We start from the raw sequence: 19,095 nt of genomic DNA on the forward strand, positions 1-19,095 counted from the left end.
GACTTCGCCCGAATGATCCGCAGGCTGCTGCCCACCCTCGTCGCCCTCGTGCTCGGCCTTGCCGGGCTCGGGGTCGGTCTGGGCCAGCTCCACCGCATCTTCGCCGCCGAGCGCGAGGATGCACGGGCCTCGCTCCAGTCCCGGCGCGAGGCCCTGGAGCAGTACGCCCGCGTCTCGCTGGGACAGGCGCTGCGTGAAGGACTGGAGGCCGCGCGCCCCACCCTGGAGGCGGCGAAGGAGGATCCGCTGATGGCCGCGCCGGGGCTGTACCTGCGCGAGCAGGGCGAACAACTGCTGCCCCGGCTGGCCCTCTTCGACACGGCCGGGGACTCGCCCGCGAAGGACCGCTACGCGAGGCTGCGCGCGGACACGGAGGTCGCGGACGAGGACGAGGGACCGTGGAAGGAGCGGCTGGAGCAGATGGTCAGCGTGGAGCGGGCGCTGGCGGCGCAGGACCGCAAGGGCACGCTGCTGGCATTGATGGCGCTGTTGCAGCACCGCACCCGCTTCGTGCTCGCGTCCACGCGCGACCTGCCGTCGCTGCTGGTGGTGCTGGAGGACGTGGCGGCGCGAGGCGACGTGGTGCCGGACCTGATGCGGGGACTGGTGCGCGACGGCCTGTTGGATGGTCAGGGCGGGGGACGGCTGGAGGGAATGCAGCGGTGGGTGCTGCTCAAGCGCTCGCGCTTCACGCGCGAGGACTTCGACTTCCTGCGCGGCCGGGTGGCGGCGCTCTCCCTGCGCGTGGGCGTGCCGGTGGCGGACTTCGAGACGCGGTCCCGGGAGCTGGCCGCCACGCCGCTGGACCTGCCGGAGGCCGTCGTGGAGCCCGTGCTGGTGCGCGCCGGCTGGTACCTGGAGCCCACCGAACAGCGCGGCGTGCGCGGCGTGGCGTTGGACCTGCCGGGCCTGCTGGAGGGACTCACCCGCGAGATGCGGGAGCGCGGGTTGCTGGAGGCGGATGGGCGCGTGGTGCTGCCGGGGAGCGCGCCGGTGCTGTCGCTCGCATCGCTGCCGGTCGCGGTGGAGTCGGCCGCCTGGGCGCAAGGCGAGGCGGCGCTGGCCAACCGCTACCGGCTCAAGTCGCTGATGCTGGCGCTGTGCGCGGCGCTGGCGCTCACCATCGCGGCGCTGGCCTTCGTGGCGCAGCACCGCAAGTACCGCTTCCTGGAGCTGAAGAGCGACTTCGTGGCCACGGTGTCGCACGAGCTGCGCACGCCGCTGGCCTCCATCCGCCTGCTCGCGGAGACGCTGGAGTGGCGGGTGGCGGAGGGCGCGGACGCGAAGGACTACCCGGCGCGCATCATCCGCGAGGCGGACGGGCTGGGCTTCCTGGTGGAGAACCTGCTGTCCTTCAACCGCATCGACAAGGGCCGCTGGGTGCCCCGGCTCGCGCCGGTGCGGCTGGACGAGCTGGTGTCCGGGCTGCGCCGCGACCTGGAGTCCGGCGCCCCGGTGCCGGTGGAGCTGACGGCGGACGTGGACGAGCGCGAATTGAACGCGGACGCGCAGCTCTTGAAGCTGCTCCTCGCGAACCTGGCGCGCAACGCCTGCGCGTACAACACCCGCAGCCCCGTGCGCCTGCACGTGGCGACGCTGCCGGGCGGCCGGGTGCGCTTCACGGACAACGGCACCGGCATCCCGGAGGCCGAGTGGGAGCGCGTCTTCGGCGAGTTCTACCGGCTGTCCGGCCGCAGTGGCCGCGAGGTGCCCGGCAGCGGACTGGGGCTCGCGCTGTGCCGGCGCATCGCCCGGCTGCACGGGGGCACGCTGCGCGTGGCGGCCTCCAGCGCGGAGGGCACCACCTTCGAATTGACCCTTCCTGAGTACCCCTCCGCAGCACGGAGCCCGAGCCCCGCATGAGCGCCACCGCCCCCACCCTCCTCGTCGTGGAGGACGACCCGAACCTGCGGCTCGCGCTGCGGGACAACCTGGAGCACCAGGGTGGCTACACCGTGGAGGAGGCCGCCACGGTGAAGGAGGCGCGCGAGCACCTGGCCCGCCGCGACTTCCAGCTCATCCTCCTGGACGTGATGCTCCCGGACGGCGACGGCTATGCGCTGTGCCGCGCGCTGCGCGAGGAGGGCGTGAGCGTGCCGGTGCTGATGCTCACCGCGCGCACGCTGGAGGAGGACGTGGTGCGCGGCTTCGAGGTGGGGGCGCAGGACTACCTGGGCAAGCCCTACCGGCTGCGCGAATTGCTGGCGCGGGTGGGCGCGCAGGTGAAGCGCGCGGGCGCCGTGCCTCCTTCGAAGCTGCTGCGCTTCGCGGGCTACAGCGTGGACCTGGACCGGCGACGGGTGGAGACGCCGGAGGGCGCGGAGGTGGACCTGACGCGCAAGGAGTTCGACCTGCTGGCCTTCTTCGTGCGCGAGCGCGAGCGGGCGCTGCGGCGCGACGAAATCCTGGATGCAGTCTGGGGCACGGACGTGGTGGTGGATCCGCACACGGTGGACAACTTCGTCTCCAGCCTGAAGCGCAAGCTGAAGTGGACCAGCGCGTCGCGCTTCTCCCTCCAGACGGTGCGCGGCGTGGGCTACCGGCTGGAGGTAGAGAAGGGCTCCTGAGGCCCGGTCCACCCCACCGCCTGCCGCTTTCGTCCCGCGCTCCGGAGGGTTCGTCACATAACGCCCCGTCGCCCTGAAGCGGACGGCTACTCCTTCGAACGCCCTGCACCCTTCGCACGGCTTCCGAGGAGTCACCGTGAAAGTCTTCCGCACCGTCCGAAGCACCTTCCTTGCGAGCGCGCTCGTCCTGACGTCCCTTCCCGGCTGCCAGGGCGAGGACGTCCCGGCCCCCGCGCCCGGGGAGGAAATCCAGTCCACCCCCCAGGCGCTCACCTGCGCCATCGCGGTGCCGGCCATGACGGGCTCCACGACCCCTTCGGGCAGCGTGACGCGTTCGGGGGTCTACAGCGCCTCCTACGAGGCCTGGCAGGCGTTCGACGCGAACAACGGCTCGCTGTGGATCTCCGCGGTGAACCAGACGCCCGCATGGATCGGCTATCAGGTGCCCGCCGGCACCGCCGCGATCCACCGCTATGCCCTGGCCTTCGCCAACGGCCCCAGCCTCGTCACCCGCGCGCCGAAGGACTGGACGTTCCAGGGATGGAATGGTTCGTCATGGGTGGTGCTGGATACGCGCACGAACCAGACCGGCTGGGGCGGTTTCGAGCGGCGTGAGTTCACGCTGGCCGCGCCCGCGTCCTACAGCCAGTACCGCCTGCACGTGACGGATGACAACGACACCCGTGCGGGCGTGGTCGTCATCTCCCTCAACCGTCTGGAGTTGATCAGCTGCGTGAACGACGGAATCACGAATCCCGTCACGGCCCTGTGGACGCGGACCTCCGGCGTGGCGGGGGTCCCCGTGCGCGTGCACGACCTCGTGGGAGACCCGGCCGGGCGCTCCTACGTCACGGGCTTCACGACGGGCGGCCTGGACGGCAACCCGCTCATCGGGGGAATGGATGCCTTCCTCCACGCGCGCGACTGGAACGGCGACCGCATCTGGTCGCTCCAGCTCGGCGCGCCGGAGAGCGTCACCCTGGGGTACGGCATCGCGACGAACCGGACCTGGGAGGAGATCTACGTGGGCGGGTTCACGGACGGGTCCATGGACGGCACGCCGAAGGTCGGCGTCCGGGAGGCCTTCGTGACGAAGTACCGCTACACCGGCGTCCGGCAGTGGACCCGGCAGCTTGGCGCGGCAGGTGCCTCCGTGGAGGGCTATGACGTCGCGGTCGACATCGCGGACAATGCCTTCCTCGTGGGCTCCGTGGATGGCGGCCTGGATGGGAACACGCGCGTCGGCACCCACGATGCCTTCGTGACGAAGTACGACGCCGCGGGGAACAAGCTGTGGACCCGGCAGACGGGCGCGGGGGGCCAGACGACGATGGGACGGCGGGCGGCCACCGACGCGTCCGGCAATGTCTATGTTTCAGGTTGGACGACGGGCGGGCTGGACGGGAATGTCCGCATGGGCGCGCAGGACTTCTTCGTCATGAAGTACGACGGCGCCGGCAACAAGCTGTGGACCCGGCAGCTCGGGTCCGCCGGCAACAATGTCTGGCTTTATGGCGCCGCGACGGATGCGGCGGGCAATGTCTACCTCACGGGCCAGAGCGGCGGCGGTCTGGATGGGAATCCGAATCCCACCCCGGGAGGGGATGCCTACCTGGCCAAGTACGACCCTTCGGGCAACCGGCTGTGGACCCGGGAGTTCAGCGCGGCGAATGGCATCTGGGCCTCGGGCATCTTCATCGACACGACGGGTGTCTATGTGAGCGGCGGCGCGCAGGGAGACGTGGGCAACCTGTCCAACGCCACGTTCATCAAGGGGCACAACTACGTCGCGAAGTTCGACACGGCGGGCAACCGGCTGTGGGTGGTCCAGCAGAATCCGGCGGTGTTGGCGGCGGGAGGGCAGGCCCCCGTCTACAGCAATGGCGTGAACCGGGAGGCCAACGGCAACCTCTACCTGGGCGGCTATACGGAGGGGAACTTCGGCGGCAACACGCTCGTGGGGCAGTCCGACGCGTTCGTGACGAAGCTTCCGGCGCCCTGAGTTGAAGTGGAGAGGACAGCGCGGTGGCGGGGGCCCGCCGCGCTGTCACTCCTCCGCTTCGGCGGGGATGCCCATGACAATGGCGCGGGAGCGGGTGCGCTGCTCGCCCTCGGGGTCGGAGGCGAGGAACGCGGCCAGCCGCGCGCGGGCCTCGGTGTAGCGACGCAGGGCGACGAGGGAGGCGATCTCCAGGCCCCGCGCATCCCGATACTCATTGAGCTCCTGGGAGGTGTTCCCCGCGCCCCAGTTCGCGATGAAGGCACGGCAGGGGGCGAGTGCCTCCGGGTAGAACCTCCCGGTTCCCGGCAGGTCGCAGCGCCGGAAGTCGAGGCTCCGGCGGACCTTCGCGGTGGGCTGGCCAAGACCTTCGAGTCGGGCCATCTCCCGCGCGGCTGTTTCCTCCTCCTTTCGGAGTTCGGCCTGCATCTCCCGCCGGCCCTGCTCCACCGAGGCGCGGTGGACGACGGTGCTCCGCACGAGGCTGTCCACCGCGGGTGCCAGGGCGCTGTCCGGATACGTCCGCAGGAAGGCAGGGCCGTCACCCAGCACGGCGTCCCACTGGTTCAGGTTCCGCAGGGCGGAGAGCCGCAACCAGGCGGCCTGCTCGGCCGGAAGGCGTCCCTCGTGACGGGGCAGGTCCAGACGGGAGACGAGGTCCGCGTCCCGGACGAGTGAGCGCCAGCGCTCCCGGGTGGAATGGGCATCGAGCAGCACCAGCGCCGCCGCGGATCGCTCCGCGGGAGGGAGACTCGCGTCTTCGATGACCGCGCGCAGTCGCTCGACCTGGGCTGACGGAGCCGGAAGGGGCTGGCGCACGAGGGCCACGGGCCGTGGCTCCACACGGGCCAGGGCGCCCTGCAACCGCGACGGGGAAGGCAACGAACGCGCGTCCGCCTTCGCGGGTGGGGAGGGCACCGAAGGCGATACGGAGCGCGCCGTCATGCTTTCGGATGCGGCCTGAGCGGACAGCAAGTCAGGACGTGGCTCAACTCCTTCGGATGCGGCCTGCGCGGTGGGCAAGCCAGGGCGTGCATTCGCACCTGCCGGTTCACCCTGCACTGCGAGCGAAGTCGGGGCCTGCGCGGGTGGAGCGGCCGGGCGCCGCAGGAAGACCGCGACCCCGGGCAGCGCGAGCCCCACGGCCACCAGCAGGGCGGTGAGCACCGTGGACGCACGGCGCCCCCTCGCCTCGCGACCCTCGGCGGACGTCTCGGGCTCATCCTCGCCCTGCACGTACAGCGTGCCGTCCCGTGGCTCGGGCGGACGGGCGGGCAGGTCGTCATCGGGGTCAGGCCCCGGGGGGCTTCGGGTCACGGCGCGGCGGGACGTTAGCCGAAGCGCCCCACCCTTTCCCGTCAGCCTCCCCGCACCCGACACGGTTCCTCCGCTACGCTGCGAACCCTGGGGGTGTCAGGAACACCATGCCGCACGGGGGAGTGCTGGAGGCAGTGGAACGCCGGGCCTCGATGCGGCGGGTCTGGCTGTGGGGCATGGCCGCGGGCTTCCTCGGCGCGGTCCCCCATGCCCTGCGCGCCTACGCCGAGGAGCCCCAGGACTTCTTCTTGAAGCTCGCGCTCGCGCTGGTGCCCTACAGCGCGTGGGCATTGCTCGGGCCGCTGGTCCTCGCCGTCTTCCAACGCATTCCCCCCGAACCTCCCCGGCTGGCGCGTCACCTGGGCGTGCTGCTGGTCGCGGGAGCAGGCTTCGTCCAGGTGCACCTGCTGCTGCTCGCGCCCGTCCTCGCGGCGCTCCAGCAATGGAGCGCGCACGGGGTGTCGTTCACGCAAGGCGTGTGGCGACTGCTCCTCGAGCGCGGCGCGCTGGGCTACTTCGAATACCTGCTCTTCCTCGCCGCCTGGTCCGCGCTGCGCACGACGCGGCGCCTGCGGGAGCGCGAGCTGGCGGAGTCGCGCCTCGCGGTCCAGCTCGCGGAGGCCCGGCTCCAGGCGTTGAGGGCGCAGCTGGATCCGCACTTCCTCTTCAACACGCTGAACGCGGTGGCGGGGTTGGTCCGCCAGCAGCGCAACCCGGAGGCGGTGGAGGCCCTGGCGGAGCTGGGACACCTGCTGCGCGCGAGCCTGGAGGGCCGGGGGGACCACGAGGTGCTGCTGGAGGACGAGCTGGAGCTGGTGCGGCGCTTCCTGGGCATCGAACAGCTCCGCTTCGGCGGACACCTGGAAGTCCACCTGACGCCCGCGCCGGACACGCTGCGGGCCCGGGTGCCCGCCCTCATCCTCCAGCCGCTGGTGGAGAACGCCATCAAGCACGGCATCGCCCGCCGCGCGGGCCGGGGCCACCTGCACGTGAGCACCACGCGGCAGGGCCCCCGCCTGCTGCTCGAAGTGCGGGACGACGGGCCGGGCCTGCGGGCGGGAGGCGCCGGAGGCACGGGCATCGGCGTGGCCAACACCCGCGCCCGCATCCGGCAGCTCTACGGCGAGCGCTATGGTCTGACGCTGGAGGACCTGCCCGGCGGTGGCGTGCTGGCGAAGGTGGAGCTGCCATTCGTGGAGGAAAGGCCAGACATGACGCGGGGTCCTCGTGCTTGAAGCAGACCGTCGGGAAGGCTGGCGCGTGCTGGTGGTGGACGACGAGCAGCTGGCCCGGGACAGCGTGAAACACCTGCTCGCCCAGGCGCCGGAAGTCACCGCCGTGCACGAATGCCAGGGAGGCCGCGAGGCCGTGGACTTCATCCTGCGGGAGCGTCCGGACCTGGTGTTCCTGGACGTGCAGATGCCGGAGGTGGATGGCTTCGACGTGCTGCGCGAAGTGGGCGTGGAGCGGATGCCGCCCGTCATCTTCGTGACGGCCTTCGACCGGTACGCGGTGCGTGCCTTCGAGGCGAACGCGCTGGACTACCTGCTCAAGCCCTACAGCGACCAGCGCTTCCGGGACGCGCTGGAGCGAGCCCGTCAACAGCGCGCCCAGGGACAGGACCGGGAGCTGTTGAAACACCTCTCAGCCCTGCTCGAACAGCACCGGGCGCCCCCGCCCCCTCCCGAACCCTCGCGGACGTCCGGCGGCGGTCCGGTGGAGCGCATCGCGGTGAAGACGGGCGGCAAGGTGTTGCTCATCCCCGTCGAGGAGCTGGACTGGTGCGAGGCGGAGGGCAACTACGTGGTGCTGCACGCGGGGGCCCGCAAGCCCATGCTCCGCGAGACGCTGGCCCAGGTGGAGCAGTGGTTGGATCCGCGCCGCTTCGTGCGCGTCCACCGCTCCGTGCTGGTCAACGTGGACCGCATCCGTGAGCTGGAGCCGGACGTGGACAAGGGCTGGGTGGTGGTGCTCCGCGACGGGACCCGGCTCCGATTGAGCCCCGGACGCAAGGCCGCGGTGGAGGCCCTGCTGCGCCAGTCGTTCTGACTTCGTCCCAACCGGCGGACGTTTCATCCCGCGCTCCAGCGGTTCCGACACATCACTTCACGGTGCGCACGGACGCGCCCGTACAACGACGGCACGGCCCAACGCTCGCGCAGCCCGCGCGAGAGCGCCCGGGCCGTCACCTGAAGCGATGGCTGCAAGGAGCACCGCATGCGCGTTCCCACCTCCAGAACAGGCCTCTTCCTGGCCGCCGCCCTGACCCTGGCCAGCGTGCCGGGATGTCAGGGGGAAGCCACCCCGCCCCCACCCCCAGAGACGCGCACCGGCGAACAGGGGCTCGCCTGTGGAAACAACCTCGTCCCCCAGATGACCAGCGCCACCCTTCCCTCCGGCACGGTGACCCGCTCCGGCGCCTACGGCGGCACCTACGAGGCCTGGGGGGCCTTCGACAACACCAACAGCACGATGTGGATCTCCAGCCTGGGCACCGTCCCCGCCTGGATTGCCTATGAATGGGCGGACGGCCCGAAGACGGTCACCCACTACGCCATCAACTACATCAACGGCAGCATCACTTCCCGCGCCCCCCGGACCTTCACCCTCCAGGGCTGGAATGGCACCGCGTGGGTGGTCGTGGATACGCGCGCCAATGAAATCAACTGGGCGGGCTTCGAGCGGCGCGAGTACCTGGTCGCCACCCCGGGCGCCTACGTCAAATACAGACTGAACGTCACGGAGGACAACGACAGCCGCACGGGCATCGAGGTCATCTCCATGGGCCGGCTCGAACTCCTCCAATGCCAGACGGACGTGGTTCCGCCCGTGGTCCCGGTGCTGACGGGCTTCACGCCCACGTCGCCGTCGAACACCAACACGCACCCCGTGCTCGCCGGGACGACGGAGGCGGGAGCCACCGTGAAGCTCTTCCTGGGTCCGTCCTGCCAGGGCACGCCGCTGGCCACCGTGACGGCCGCGACGGACGGCAGCTTCTCCTCGACGTTCTCCCTGGCCTCCAACACCACCGTCACCTTCACCGCCACCGCGACGGACGCCGCGAACAATGTCTCCGCGTGCTCGCCGGGCATCACCTACCAGCACGACAGCCTCGCGCCCTCGCCGCCGACCCTCACGGGGTTCACGCCCGTCTCCCCGTCCAACAGCACGCAGCCCCTGCTGTCCGGCACGGCGGAAGCCAACGCCAGCGTGCGCCTCTTCGCGGGGTCGTCCTGCCAGGGCACGCCGCTCGCCACCCTGACGGCGGCCGCCAATGGCACCTTCTCGCGGGCGGTCTCCGTCGCGGCCAACACGCAGGTCTTCTTCAGCAGCACCGCCACCGACGCGGCGGGCAACACGTCCACCTGCTCCAATGCCCCCGTCTACCGGCATGACAGCGTCGCCCCCGCCGCACCGACGCTCACGGGCTTCAGCCCCGCGTCCCCTGGCTCCAGCACGCAGCCCTCGCTGACCGGCACGACGGAGGCCGCCGCCACCGTGCGCCTCTTCGCGGCCGCGGGCTGCGTGGGCACGCCGCTCACCACCGTCAGCGCGAACGCTTCCACAGGGGCCTTCACGCTCGCCCGCACGGTCGCCGCCAATGCCTCCGCGACCTTCTCCGTGCGGGCCGTGGACGCAGCGGGCAACCTCTCCGTCTGCTCCGCGACCGCCACCTATGTGAATGACAGCCTCGCCCCCGCGCTGCCCACGTTCCTTCCGGGAGTCATTCCCTTCACGGTGTCGCCGTTCGTCGCGGCGGTGCAGGTCCAGACCGAGTCCGGCGCCCGGGTGACGCTGTTCTCGGACGCCGCCTGCACCGTGCCGTCTCCTTCGACGCCCGAAATCACCGCGGGGACCAACGGCATCGCCCAGATGCCCCTGGTGCCCGCCCAGCTCAACGTGCAGCTCTTCGGCGCGGCCCGAGACGCGGCGGGCAACCGCTCCGCCTGCGCGTCCTTCCAGCCGGGCTGTGGGATGGGCACCGCGGACTGCGATGGCAACCCGGCGAACGGCTGCGAAGCGAACCTGCTGAGCGACGAAGCGAACTGTGGCGCCTGTGGCACGACGTGCGGCGGGGCCGCTTCCGCCAACGCCGTCTGCGGCGCGGGCACCTGCGGCCTGGGCTGCGCGGTGGGCACCTTCGACTGTGATGGGAGCGCGACCAACGGCTGCGAGTCCGCCACCGCCTGCGACCCGCTGACGTGTCAGGTGGATCCGTTCGAAGAGCTGCTCATCACCGACCTGTCCGTGGTGGAGGACCCCGCGCGGACCACCGGGAGCGGGGCCTGGACCTTCGGCACGCTGCTGCGCGAGATGAACGGCGGCGTGGACCCGTCCAACCTGGTGCGCACCTGGCTGCGGACCTGGGAGCAGCCCCAGTTCATCGCGGCGTCCGTCATCCCGCCCCGCCCCGACATCCGCAATCTGGTGACGAACGCCTGGGAGGCGCGCAGCGGCGGCGCGAACCAGCCGCTGGACTTCAACACCGCGCCGTTCCGGTTGCTCGCCATCGTCAACCGCATGGACCTGCGACAGGAGGGAGCCATCGCGGGCGAAGGGCGCTTCGTGTTCGGCGTGCTCGACCCGTCCGGCAATCCCACACCGTTCACCGTCATCCTGGAGTACGTGCTCCCGGGTGGCTCGCCGGAAGAGCTCCAGCGCTGGGCGCGGGACTGGCATGAGCCGGGGCGGGTGGGCGTGGGCAGCCCGGGCTACAACGCGAAGCTCCAGGCCGTGACGGACCGCTTCACCAAGGCCTTCGTGGCACCGGACCGCTTCCTTGGCAGCGCCATCAGCCAGGTGCGCACCAACGAGAACGCGCTCGACTTCGAGTGGGAGCTGCGCGAGTTCCACCTCGGCCCCACCGGCCTCGCCCCGGCGGCGGTGGCGCTCACGCCCGAGTTCTTCCTCAGCGGCTCCCCCCTGCTCGCGAACTACATCCAGCAGAACGAGGCCGCCATCCTGGCGGGGACGCACACCCTGCCCCCGCTCTTCAACGGCCAGGTGTTCCAGGCGGGCTCGGCGCTCACGCCCTTCGGCTTCCTCTTCAGTGCTCCCGGCGTGAACCCCGAAGCGCGCCACCAGTTCTCGGTGAACACGTGCAACGGCTGCCACGCGGGGGAGACCAACACGTTCTTCCTCCACGTCGGACCGCGCTCCACGGGCCAGACGTCCTTCCTGTCCCCCTTCCTCACGAACGCGTCTCCCATGCCGGATCCCACGGGCGCGGGACCGTCCCACGTCTTCAACGACCTGGGGCGCCGCCAGGACGACCTGAGCGCGATGGTGTGCGGCGAGCCGCCCGCCCAGCTGGCGGCCTCACGCAAGGAGGGCGCGCGCAGGCCCGCCGTCCCGGGCTTCCCGCCGCGCTCCAACCTGCCCGCGGGCCGCGTCCACTGAGTCCGTGAAAGGGCGACGCGGCTTGTCAGGACCCGGGCATGCGGAAAGACTGACCGCATGTCCCCTGCCCGCCGCGTCCTCGTCCCACTGCCCGACCGCGACTTCGACGTCACCGAGGTCGCGGTGCCCTGGCGCAAGCTCACCGACGCCGGCCACGAGGTGGTGTTCGCCACGGAGCAGGGCCACATGCCCGCCGCGGATCCGCTGCTGCTCACGGGCGTGCTCTTCGGAAAGCTGGGCGCGGATCCGGAGCCCCGGCGCTTCTACGGCGACCTCACCCTCACCGAGGGCTTCCAGAAGCCGCTGACCTGGGACGCGGTGGTGCCGGAGGACTTCGACGCGCTGCTGCTCCCCGGAGGCCACGCGCCGGGCATGCGGCAGTACCTGGGCAGCGAGGCGCTCCAGGCGAAGGTGGCGGCGTTCTGGGCGCTTCAGCGGCCCGTCGCGGCCATCTGCCACGGCGTGCTGGTGCTCGCGCGGACGAAGGACCCCGCCACCGGCAAGAGCGTGCTGCACGGCAAGCGCACCACCTGCCTGCCCAAGTACATGGAGCGCTCCGCGTACCTGCTCACGGCCTGGAAGCTGGGGCGCTACTACCGCACCTATCCCGCCTACGTGGAGGAGGAGGTGGTGGCCGCCCTCGCGGAAGCCACCCACTTCGAGCGCGGCCCCCGCGTCGTCGCGAAGCGGGGCACCGCGACGGACCACACCCCGGCCTTCGTGGTGGAGGACGGCCGCTACGTCTCCGCCCGGTGGCCCGGCGACGCGTACCTCTTCGCGGAGCGCTTCCTTACGCGGCTGTGAGCCCCTGCGCTTGCGGACCGTGGCGCGGACGCCACGGCCCGGAGCAGCTCTTCCGACGTCAGGACGGGGGCGGCACGGCCTGGTTCCGGAGGACCAGCAACACCTGGTTGATGCTGTTCACCCAGATCTGCGCCGCGACCGCGTCCTCGTAGATGGCGTCCTTCATGAGCTTGAAGACGAAGTCATTGCCGCTGCGCAGGATGAGCCGGACGCCCGCGCCCTTCCAGAAGCTCTTGCGGATCTCCGCCCGGTCGATGTCCTTGATGTAGAAGTTGAAGATCAAGGTCCCCAGCTCGTCCTCGGCGAAGACCCGCTTCGTCGTCAGCGTCCCCAGGAAGATGCCGTAGAGCGTGTCATCCGCCCGGCGCGTTGAAACCAGACACTGCTTCTGGACCTTCTCCTGCGGCCCGAGGATGACCCGCGTCATTTGCCACCTGCCTCTTCCTTGGTGGCCTGGAAGAGGAGCCCTTCCTTGTACAGCTCCATGTATCCACAATCAGGGCAGATCGCCGTCAGCATGGTCAGGACCTCTTGATTGCCAAAGCCCTTCTCGGGCTTGAGCTGGAATCGGCTGAGCTGCATGGTGAGCATGACCTCCGGGCAGTTGATACAGAGGACAGCCTTCTCGCCCTTGCGAACCGGATCCGGTCGGATGGGCATGGCTCACTTCACGATCTTGGGAGCACCCTTGGGGGTGTTCTTGTTGATCTTGTCGACCGCGGCCTTGTCCTTCAGGCGGTCGAGGTCCTTCTTCGCCTGGTCGGCCTTGTTGGCGTCGTCACGGTCATAGACGTCATCCACGAGCTTCCCCACCCCGCGCCCCACCGTGTTCACGAGGCGCATGCCGCCGCCCACCGCGCCCAGGCCCACGCCCACCGCCGGGTTCCTGACGCCCGCCACGCCCGCTGCGGCGGAGATGCTGTCCGCGATGCCATCGAGCGTGTCGTAGATCTTGTCCCGCCGCACCTGATGGGGCTCCCGGTCTCCGTTGGCCTCGATGCCCGCCATGCCGTCCCCCTCTTCGTCCACCGCTTCCGGCTCCTCCCCGGAGGAGGTGGCGTCGAAGTCGGCCGGCTCCTTGCCCGCGGGCTCGCTGAAGGGGTCCTCCGTGGCGTCGCGGCCCCCCTGGTTGAAGCCCCAGTCATCCGCGGGCGGCGGAGCCTGCGGCGGCCTCCGGATGGCCCTCGGCGGCTCCGGGGGACGGAATTCGTGATCAGTAATGCCTCCGACCTCGGGCCTCCGGGCGACGGGCTGCTGGGCGGACTCCACCTTCGCTTCACCGGACGACTCGTCGTCAAACCAGCCAGACATGTTTCCCCCTCATGGGAAAATTCCCACGGTGCTGTCACAATCCTGGCTTACTTGGAGTGAACCCGTCAAGAAGGCGGGAAAATGAAACCCATCAGGTAGGCGGTGAAACCAGGAAACATGCGACCCGGGCGTGGAAGCGACCGCGCTAATCTTAAATTCCTTGATTTGCAGCTAATCAGAATATGTTGGCCGGACCTCGCTTCACAGGAGTCGTCATGGCCAACACGCTGGGGTTCCGCTGTCTGTCATTGCTGGGCATCGTGGGTGCGCTGAGCGGCTGTTCCGGGGCGGAGCCGTCCGGGGAGTCCCCCGAGGCGACCGGGCAGGTGGAGGGCGCCGCGGTCGTGTCGTCCATCACGGAGGGCGACTACGTCATCCGCTCGGCGATGACGAACAAGTGCATCGACGTGGCCTCGTCCAGCACGGCGGACGGCGCCAAGGTGCAGGAGTGGGACTGCAACGGCACCAACGCGCAGAAGTTCCACATCTCCCCGACGTCGGACGGGTTCTTCAAGATCATCAACGTGAACAGCGGCAAGGGGCTGGACATCCAGGGTGTCAGCACCGCGCAGAACGCGCTCGTCCACCAGTGGAGCTACGTCGGCGGCGCCAACCAGCAGTTCCGGTTCGTGAACCGGGGTGGCACGCAGTTCAGCATGCAGCTGCGGCACACGGACATGGCGGTGGATCTGTACTGGGGCTCCGCGGAGAACGGCACGTCGCTGGTGCAGTACCCCTACACGGGCGGCGCGAACCAGCACTGGACGTTCGACCTGGTCTCCGGCGGCGGCGGGACGGGCTTCGGCGGCATCCTCACGCGCGAGACGTTCAACGCCATGTTCCCCAACCGCACCGCCTTCTACAGCTACGACGCGCTGGTGGCCGCGGCGGCGGGCTTCCCGGGGCTCGCGACGACGGGCGACACCGACACCCGCAAGCGCGAGGTGGCCGCGTTCCTGGCCAATGTCTCTCATGAGACGGGCGGGCTCGTGTACATCGAGGAGATCAACAAGGCGGACTACTGCGACACGTCGTGGGGGCCTCCGGGCTGCACCTGCGCCGCGGGCAAGCGGTACTACGGCCGCGGCCCCATGCAGCTGTCGTGGAATGGCAACTACTGCGCGGCGGGCAACGCGCTCGGCCTGCCCCTCCAGGCCAACCCGGACCTGCTGGCGCAGGACGCGAACGCGGCGTGGCGCACGGGCTTCTGGTTCTGGACCACGCAGACGGGCGCGGGCTCCATGACGGCGCACAACGCCATGGTGAACGGCGCGGGCTTCGGTGAGACCATCCGCACCATCAACGGCTCGCTGGAGTGCAACGGCCGCAACCCCGGCCAGGTGCAGAGCCGCATCGACGCCTACGTGCGCTTCACCGGCATGCTCGGCGTGAGCCCCGGCAACAACCTGGGCTGCTAGCCCGGGCCTGACGCAACCGGCGAACGGTCGCGGGCGATAATGCGCCGGCCCTGGAGAGAGCCATCTCCAGGGCCGTTGCTGTTTTGTGCGCTCCCCCAAGGACACCCCCCTCATGCATTCCCCCCTTCCGGAGCGGACCGTCCGCTCCCTTCTTGCGTCGCGCCCGGGCCTCATCGGCGCGCTCACCTGCATGCTGCTCACTGGCTGTGTCGCGCCCTCCGACGCGCCCGCGCCCACCACCGTGCGCCAGGCGCTCGCGTGCAGCGGCGGTGGCAGCATCGACCAGCACGCCGCGCAGTGCGACGGCACGGGGAAGCTGCTGTCCTGGGCGCCTCCCACGAACCCGGGCAGCTCCGCCGCGTATGACTACGTGCTGGACCTGAACCAGAACTACCTGCTCGCGCTCCCCAACCTGTCCAACCTCACGAACCCGTCGGTGGCCAAGCCTGCTTATTACGCGCACTCGTACCTGTGCAGCGGCACGGCTCCCGGGTGTTCTCCCGCCGGTGAGCCGGTGGGCTGGCCGCACAACCCCGCCGGCCTGAACGCGATGCTCATTGAGTCCGGCCTCGCGTATTCGCCCTACAAGAACGACCCGCGCCTGCGGAACGCCGCGCTGGCGCTGCTGGACTGGCACCTGGCGCACGGCATGACGGCCGTGGGGGACCACTGGTCGCAGGTGCCCTACGCGAGCGGCGCCAGCGGCACGCTGACGTACGCCGGCGCGCAGGCGGGCGGGTCGGTGGGCGTGGGCGACGGCGTGGGCTACCTCCAGCCGGAGAAGGTCGGCGCGCTCGCGTGGGCCGCCGTCCAGGCCTTCAAGTTCAATGGCAACACGGCCTACCGCGACATGGCCATCAACGCGGCCAACCAGCTCACCAGCCACCTGCGCACGCCAAGCGCCACCGTGTCGCCATGGCCGTACCGCGTGCGTGCCTCCGACAACGCCGTGCGCACCGGCGCGAACATCGTCGACAACTTCGCGTCCAACGTCGTGGAGCCCCTCAAGTTGTTCCAGGAGCTCATCAAGCTGGGACAGGCGGGCACGCTGAACGGCGCGCCCGGCTACTCGAGTACGCAGCTGTCCCAATGGCAGAGCACCCAGGCCACCGTCCTCGCGTGGCTGCTCGGCACCAACGGCCCCATCGCGACGCAGAACTGGACCCAGTACTTCGAGGACGTGGGCTCGGACGCCACCAACAACCTGAACCAGCTCGTGCCCGGGGAGACGGCCAAGTTCCTGATGGACAACCCCGGCCTGGACCCGAGCTGGCAGGCGCACGTGCAGAACATCATCGCCTTCATCGAGACGAACTTCGGGGACACACTGGAGTTCGGCGCGCGCCCCATCAAGGAGCAGTACGCCTTCCACTACAAGATGGGCAGCCACACCTCGCGCTACGCCGCCGTGAACGCGCGCTACGCGGAGCTCACCGGGGATGCGACGGCGAAGGACAAGGCCTTCCGCGCGTTCAACTGGGCCACGTACATGGTGCGCAACAGCGGACTCACCATCGACGGGCCGTATCCCAACAACGTCTGGTTCACGGATGGCTGGGGTGACTTCATCCGCCACTTCGTCATCGGCATGGGCGCGCAGCCGGACTGGGCACCCGCCGGACAGAACCACCTGCTGCGCTCCACCTCCGTGGTGAAGAGCGTCACCTACGGGCCCGGCAACGAGGTCCGCTACACCACCTACGACGCCAGCGCCACGGAGGTGCTGCGCCTCGCCTTCGTCCCCTCGGCGGTGACGGCGGGCGGCACCGCCCTGTCGCAGCGCACGGACCTGGCCGCGGACGGGTGGACCTTCGACACCGGGAACAACGCGCTCCGCATCCGCCACTCGACCAGCGGGGTCATCGTCATCTCCGGGGCGCCTCCCACCGCCCCCGCCGTCGCCATCACCGCGCCCTCGGCCGGGCAGAACTTCACCGCGCCCGCGACGCTCAGCCTGGGCGCCACGGCCACGCCCACCACGGGCCGCACGCTTGCCAGCGTCACGTTCCGCGCGGGCGCCACCGTGCTCTGCACCGTGAACGCCCCCGTCACCAACCCTGTCACCTGCACGGCCACGAGCAGCCTGGGCAATGGCAGCCACACCGTGAGCGCGGAGGCGGTGGACAACCTGGGCGAGAGCGGCTCCGCGTCGGTGGCCATCACGGTCGCCGGCCCGCCCACGGTCAGCATCCTGAGTCCCGCCTCCGGCGCCACGCTGCCCACGGGGCCCACGACCCTCAGCGCTTCGGCCAGCGCGGGCGCGGGGCGGACCCTCACGCGCGTGGAGTTCTTCCAGGGCACCACGTCGCTCTGCTTCACGACGACCGGCACGGGCTGCACCTGGAACGCGACGGCCGGCACGTACTCCAATGTCCTTGCCCGCGCGACGGACAGTGGCAGCCCGGCGCTCGTCACGAACTCCGCGCCCGTGAGCTTCACGGTGAGCCCCTCCGTGGGCGGCGTGCGGCTCGTGGGCATCGACACCGTGGGGACGCAGAACGACTCCGACAACGGCGGCTCGGTGAACGCCTTCCAGTACACCGCCGTCGCGACGGGGACGCTGGGGACGCTCAAGGTCTTCGCGGCGCCGGGCAATGCCAATGCGTCGCTGTCCATTGGCGTCTACAGCGATGCCTCGGGCGCTCCGGGCACCCTGCTCTCCTCCTGCACCACCACGGTGGTGGATCCGCTGCCGCTGGTGACGGGCCAGTGGTACGGCTGCACCGCCGCGCCGCAGGTGACGGTCACGTCGGGCACCGTCTACTGGCTGGCCCTGCTGGGCGCGAACGGGGGCGGCGTGTTCCGCTACATGGACCTGCCCACCGGCTCCATGCGCTACTCCCCCACGGGCCTCTCCGCGCTGCCGGGCCCCACGTTCGGCACCTCCACCGTGTACACGGGCGCGTCCAGCGCTTCGATGTATGGGCTCTCCGCGGGCAGCTCCACCGCGCCCACGGTGTCCATCACCCAGCCGGCCGCCAACGCCAACTTCACCGTGCCCGCCAACCTGAACCTCCAGGCCACCGCCACGGCGGGCCCGGGCCGCACGCTCACGAAGGTGGAGTTCTTCGACAACGGCACCGCGCTGCTCTGCACCGTGAACGCGCCCACCACGACGTCGGTGAGCTGCGGCGTCAGCTCGCTCCAGGACGGCGCGCACAGCGTGACGGCGAAGGCCACCGACGACACGCTCCAGGCCACCACCTCCGCCGCGGTGCCCCTCACGCTGTCCAATCCGCCCACGGTGAGTCTCACCTCCCCCGCCGCCAACGCCACGTACACGGCGCCGGCCTCCGTGCCGCTGGCCGCGACCGCCAGCGCGGGTTTCAGCCGGAGCATCGCGCGGGTGGACTTCTACGCGGACGGCACGTCGCTCATCTGCTCCAGCACCACCAGCCCCTACGGCTGCACCTGGAGCAATCCCTCTCAGGGAAGCCACACGGTGCGCGCCGTGGCCGTGGACAATGGCAACCCCGCCGCCAGCACCAACTCCGCCACGGTCTCCATCACCGTGAACAGCGCCACCACCGCACCTGCGGCGCCCTCGGGCCTGACGGCCACGGCGGTGTCGTCGGGGCAGATCGACCTGGCGTGGACCGATGCCTCCAACAACGAGAGCGGCTTCCAGGTGGAGCGGGCGCCGGACGTCTCCGGGGCCCCGGGCACCTTCGCCCAGGTCGGGACGCCGGGCGCCAACGTGACGACGTTCAGTGACACGGGCCGGGCCGCGAGCACCCGCTACTGGTACCGGGTCCGCGCGACCAATGCCGCGGGAAGCTCGGCCTACACGGCCAACGCCAGCGCGACGACCCCCGCAGCGCCCACCGCCCTCGTCGGCAACAGCACCGTGCTGACGACGTCCGACTTCGAGAACGCGGGCGTCGCGGCGGCCTTCAGCTACGCCGCGAGCGCCACCGGCAACGTCACGCGGCTGAACCTCTATGTGGATGCACAGACGACGGCCACCACGCTCCACCTGGGCCTGTATGCGAATGGGAGCGGGACGCCCGGCGCGCAGCTGCGCGGGTGCACCGTCACGCCCGTCACGCCCGGCGCGTGGAACGTCTGCACCATCACGTCACAAGCGGTGACGTCCGGCACGACGTACTGGATTGCCGTCCTCAGCCCCACGGGCGGGGGCAACATCTACTGGCGTCACACCAGCGGCACCGGTTCCTACAAGGTGCAGCCGGGCCTGACGACGCTGCCCGCCACGTGGTCCGGCACCGGCGGCTACCCGGGCAGCAATATGTCCGCCTGCGCCGGCAACTGAGCCACC

The 19,095-nt window shown here is 70.5% G+C and carries 13 protein-coding genes; 9 read left to right on the forward strand and 4 right to left on the reverse strand.

The annotated features are described in order from the left end of the window. Nucleotides 1-12 precede the first annotated feature (12 nt). The 3 genes from D7V97_RS01285 (at nt 13) to D7V97_RS01295 (ending at nt 4,569) form a co-directional block, all read left to right on the forward strand. Nucleotides 13-1,863: a HAMP domain-containing sensor histidine kinase gene (locus D7V97_RS01285; protein WP_120608739.1), complete on the forward strand. Its 1,851-nt coding sequence runs from the start codon at nt 13-15 to the stop codon at nt 1,861-1,863. Continuing rightward, on the forward strand, nt 1,860-2,567 hold the full coding sequence (locus D7V97_RS01290; protein ID WP_120608740.1) for a response regulator transcription factor: 708 nt from the start codon (nt 1,860-1,862) through the stop codon (nt 2,565-2,567). Before D7V97_RS01285 ends, D7V97_RS01290 begins: the two co-directional genes overlap by 4 nt. A 136-nt stretch (nt 2,568-2,703) precedes the next feature. Then, a complete protein-coding gene (locus D7V97_RS01295; RefSeq protein WP_120608741.1) occupies nt 2,704-4,569 on the forward strand; it encodes an SBBP repeat-containing protein in 1,866 nt (621 codons plus the stop codon). Between the two features lie 45 nt (nt 4,570-4,614). Here D7V97_RS01295 and D7V97_RS01300 read toward each other — a convergent pair whose 3' ends face one another. After that, complete coding sequence (locus D7V97_RS01300) at nt 4,615-5,394, reverse strand: hypothetical protein (RefSeq protein WP_147444635.1); 780 nt, start codon at nt 5,392-5,394, stop codon at nt 4,615-4,617. A 596-nt stretch (nt 5,395-5,990) separates the two neighbouring features. Between D7V97_RS01300 and D7V97_RS01305 the strand changes: the two genes are divergently transcribed. From D7V97_RS01305 to D7V97_RS01320, 4 genes are all read left to right on the forward strand, one after another. Then, nucleotides 5,991-7,118, forward strand: coding sequence for a sensor histidine kinase (locus tag D7V97_RS01305; protein ID WP_147444636.1), 1,128 nt, complete (start codon nt 5,991-5,993; stop codon nt 7,116-7,118). Then, nucleotides 7,111-7,932 (forward strand): LytTR family DNA-binding domain-containing protein, encoded by an 822-nt coding sequence (locus D7V97_RS01310; protein ID WP_120608744.1) that lies wholly within the window; start codon nt 7,111-7,113, stop codon nt 7,930-7,932. The genes D7V97_RS01305 and D7V97_RS01310 overlap by 8 nt, the downstream gene beginning before the upstream one ends. Before the next feature lie 168 nt (nt 7,933-8,100). Beyond that, nucleotides 8,101-11,283 carry an Ig-like domain-containing protein gene (locus tag D7V97_RS01315; protein WP_147444637.1) on the forward strand — a complete coding sequence of 1,061 codons (3,183 nt, stop codon included), beginning with the start codon at nt 8,101-8,103 and terminating at the stop codon, nt 11,281-11,283. A 57-nt stretch (nt 11,284-11,340) separates the two neighbouring features. Then, a complete protein-coding gene (locus tag D7V97_RS01320) occupies nt 11,341-12,087 on the forward strand; it encodes a type 1 glutamine amidotransferase domain-containing protein (RefSeq protein ID WP_120608746.1) in 747 nt (248 codons plus the stop codon). A gap of 58 nt (nt 12,088-12,145) precedes the next feature. On the opposite strand, the gene D7V97_RS01325 is transcribed toward D7V97_RS01320, so the two are convergent. From D7V97_RS01325 to D7V97_RS01335, 3 genes are read right to left on the reverse strand one after another with little or no spacing between them, the layout of a single operon-like run. After that, nucleotides 12,146-12,514 carry a hypothetical protein gene (locus D7V97_RS01325; RefSeq protein WP_120608747.1) on the reverse strand — a complete coding sequence of 123 codons (369 nt, stop codon included), beginning with the start codon at nt 12,512-12,514 and terminating at the stop codon, nt 12,146-12,148. Then, nucleotides 12,511-12,747, reverse strand: a complete 237-nt coding sequence (locus D7V97_RS01330) for a hypothetical protein (RefSeq protein ID WP_120608748.1) — start codon at nt 12,745-12,747, stop codon at nt 12,511-12,513. Before D7V97_RS01330 ends, D7V97_RS01325 begins: the two co-directional genes overlap by 4 nt. A 3-nt stretch (nt 12,748-12,750) precedes the next feature. Continuing rightward, nucleotides 12,751-13,398 carry a hypothetical protein gene (locus D7V97_RS01335; protein WP_120608749.1) on the reverse strand — a complete coding sequence of 216 codons (648 nt, stop codon included), beginning with the start codon at nt 13,396-13,398 and terminating at the stop codon, nt 12,751-12,753. A 215-nt stretch (nt 13,399-13,613) separates the two neighbouring features. On the opposite strand from D7V97_RS01335, the gene D7V97_RS01340 reads away from it, so the two are divergent. After that, complete coding sequence (locus D7V97_RS01340; protein WP_120608750.1) at nt 13,614-14,816, forward strand: RICIN domain-containing protein; 1,203 nt, start codon at nt 13,614-13,616, stop codon at nt 14,814-14,816. A gap of 112 nt (nt 14,817-14,928) precedes the next feature. Continuing rightward, nucleotides 14,929-19,089 (forward strand): Ig-like domain-containing protein, encoded by a 4,161-nt coding sequence (locus tag D7V97_RS01345; RefSeq protein WP_147444638.1) that lies wholly within the window; start codon nt 14,929-14,931, stop codon nt 19,087-19,089. The last annotated feature ends 6 nt before the right edge of the window (nt 19,090-19,095 follow it).

The sequence above is a fragment of the Corallococcus sp. CA053C genome, assembly GCF_003611675.1.
In the GTDB taxonomy this organism is placed as follows: Bacteria; Myxococcota; Myxococcia; order Myxococcales; family Myxococcaceae; genus Corallococcus.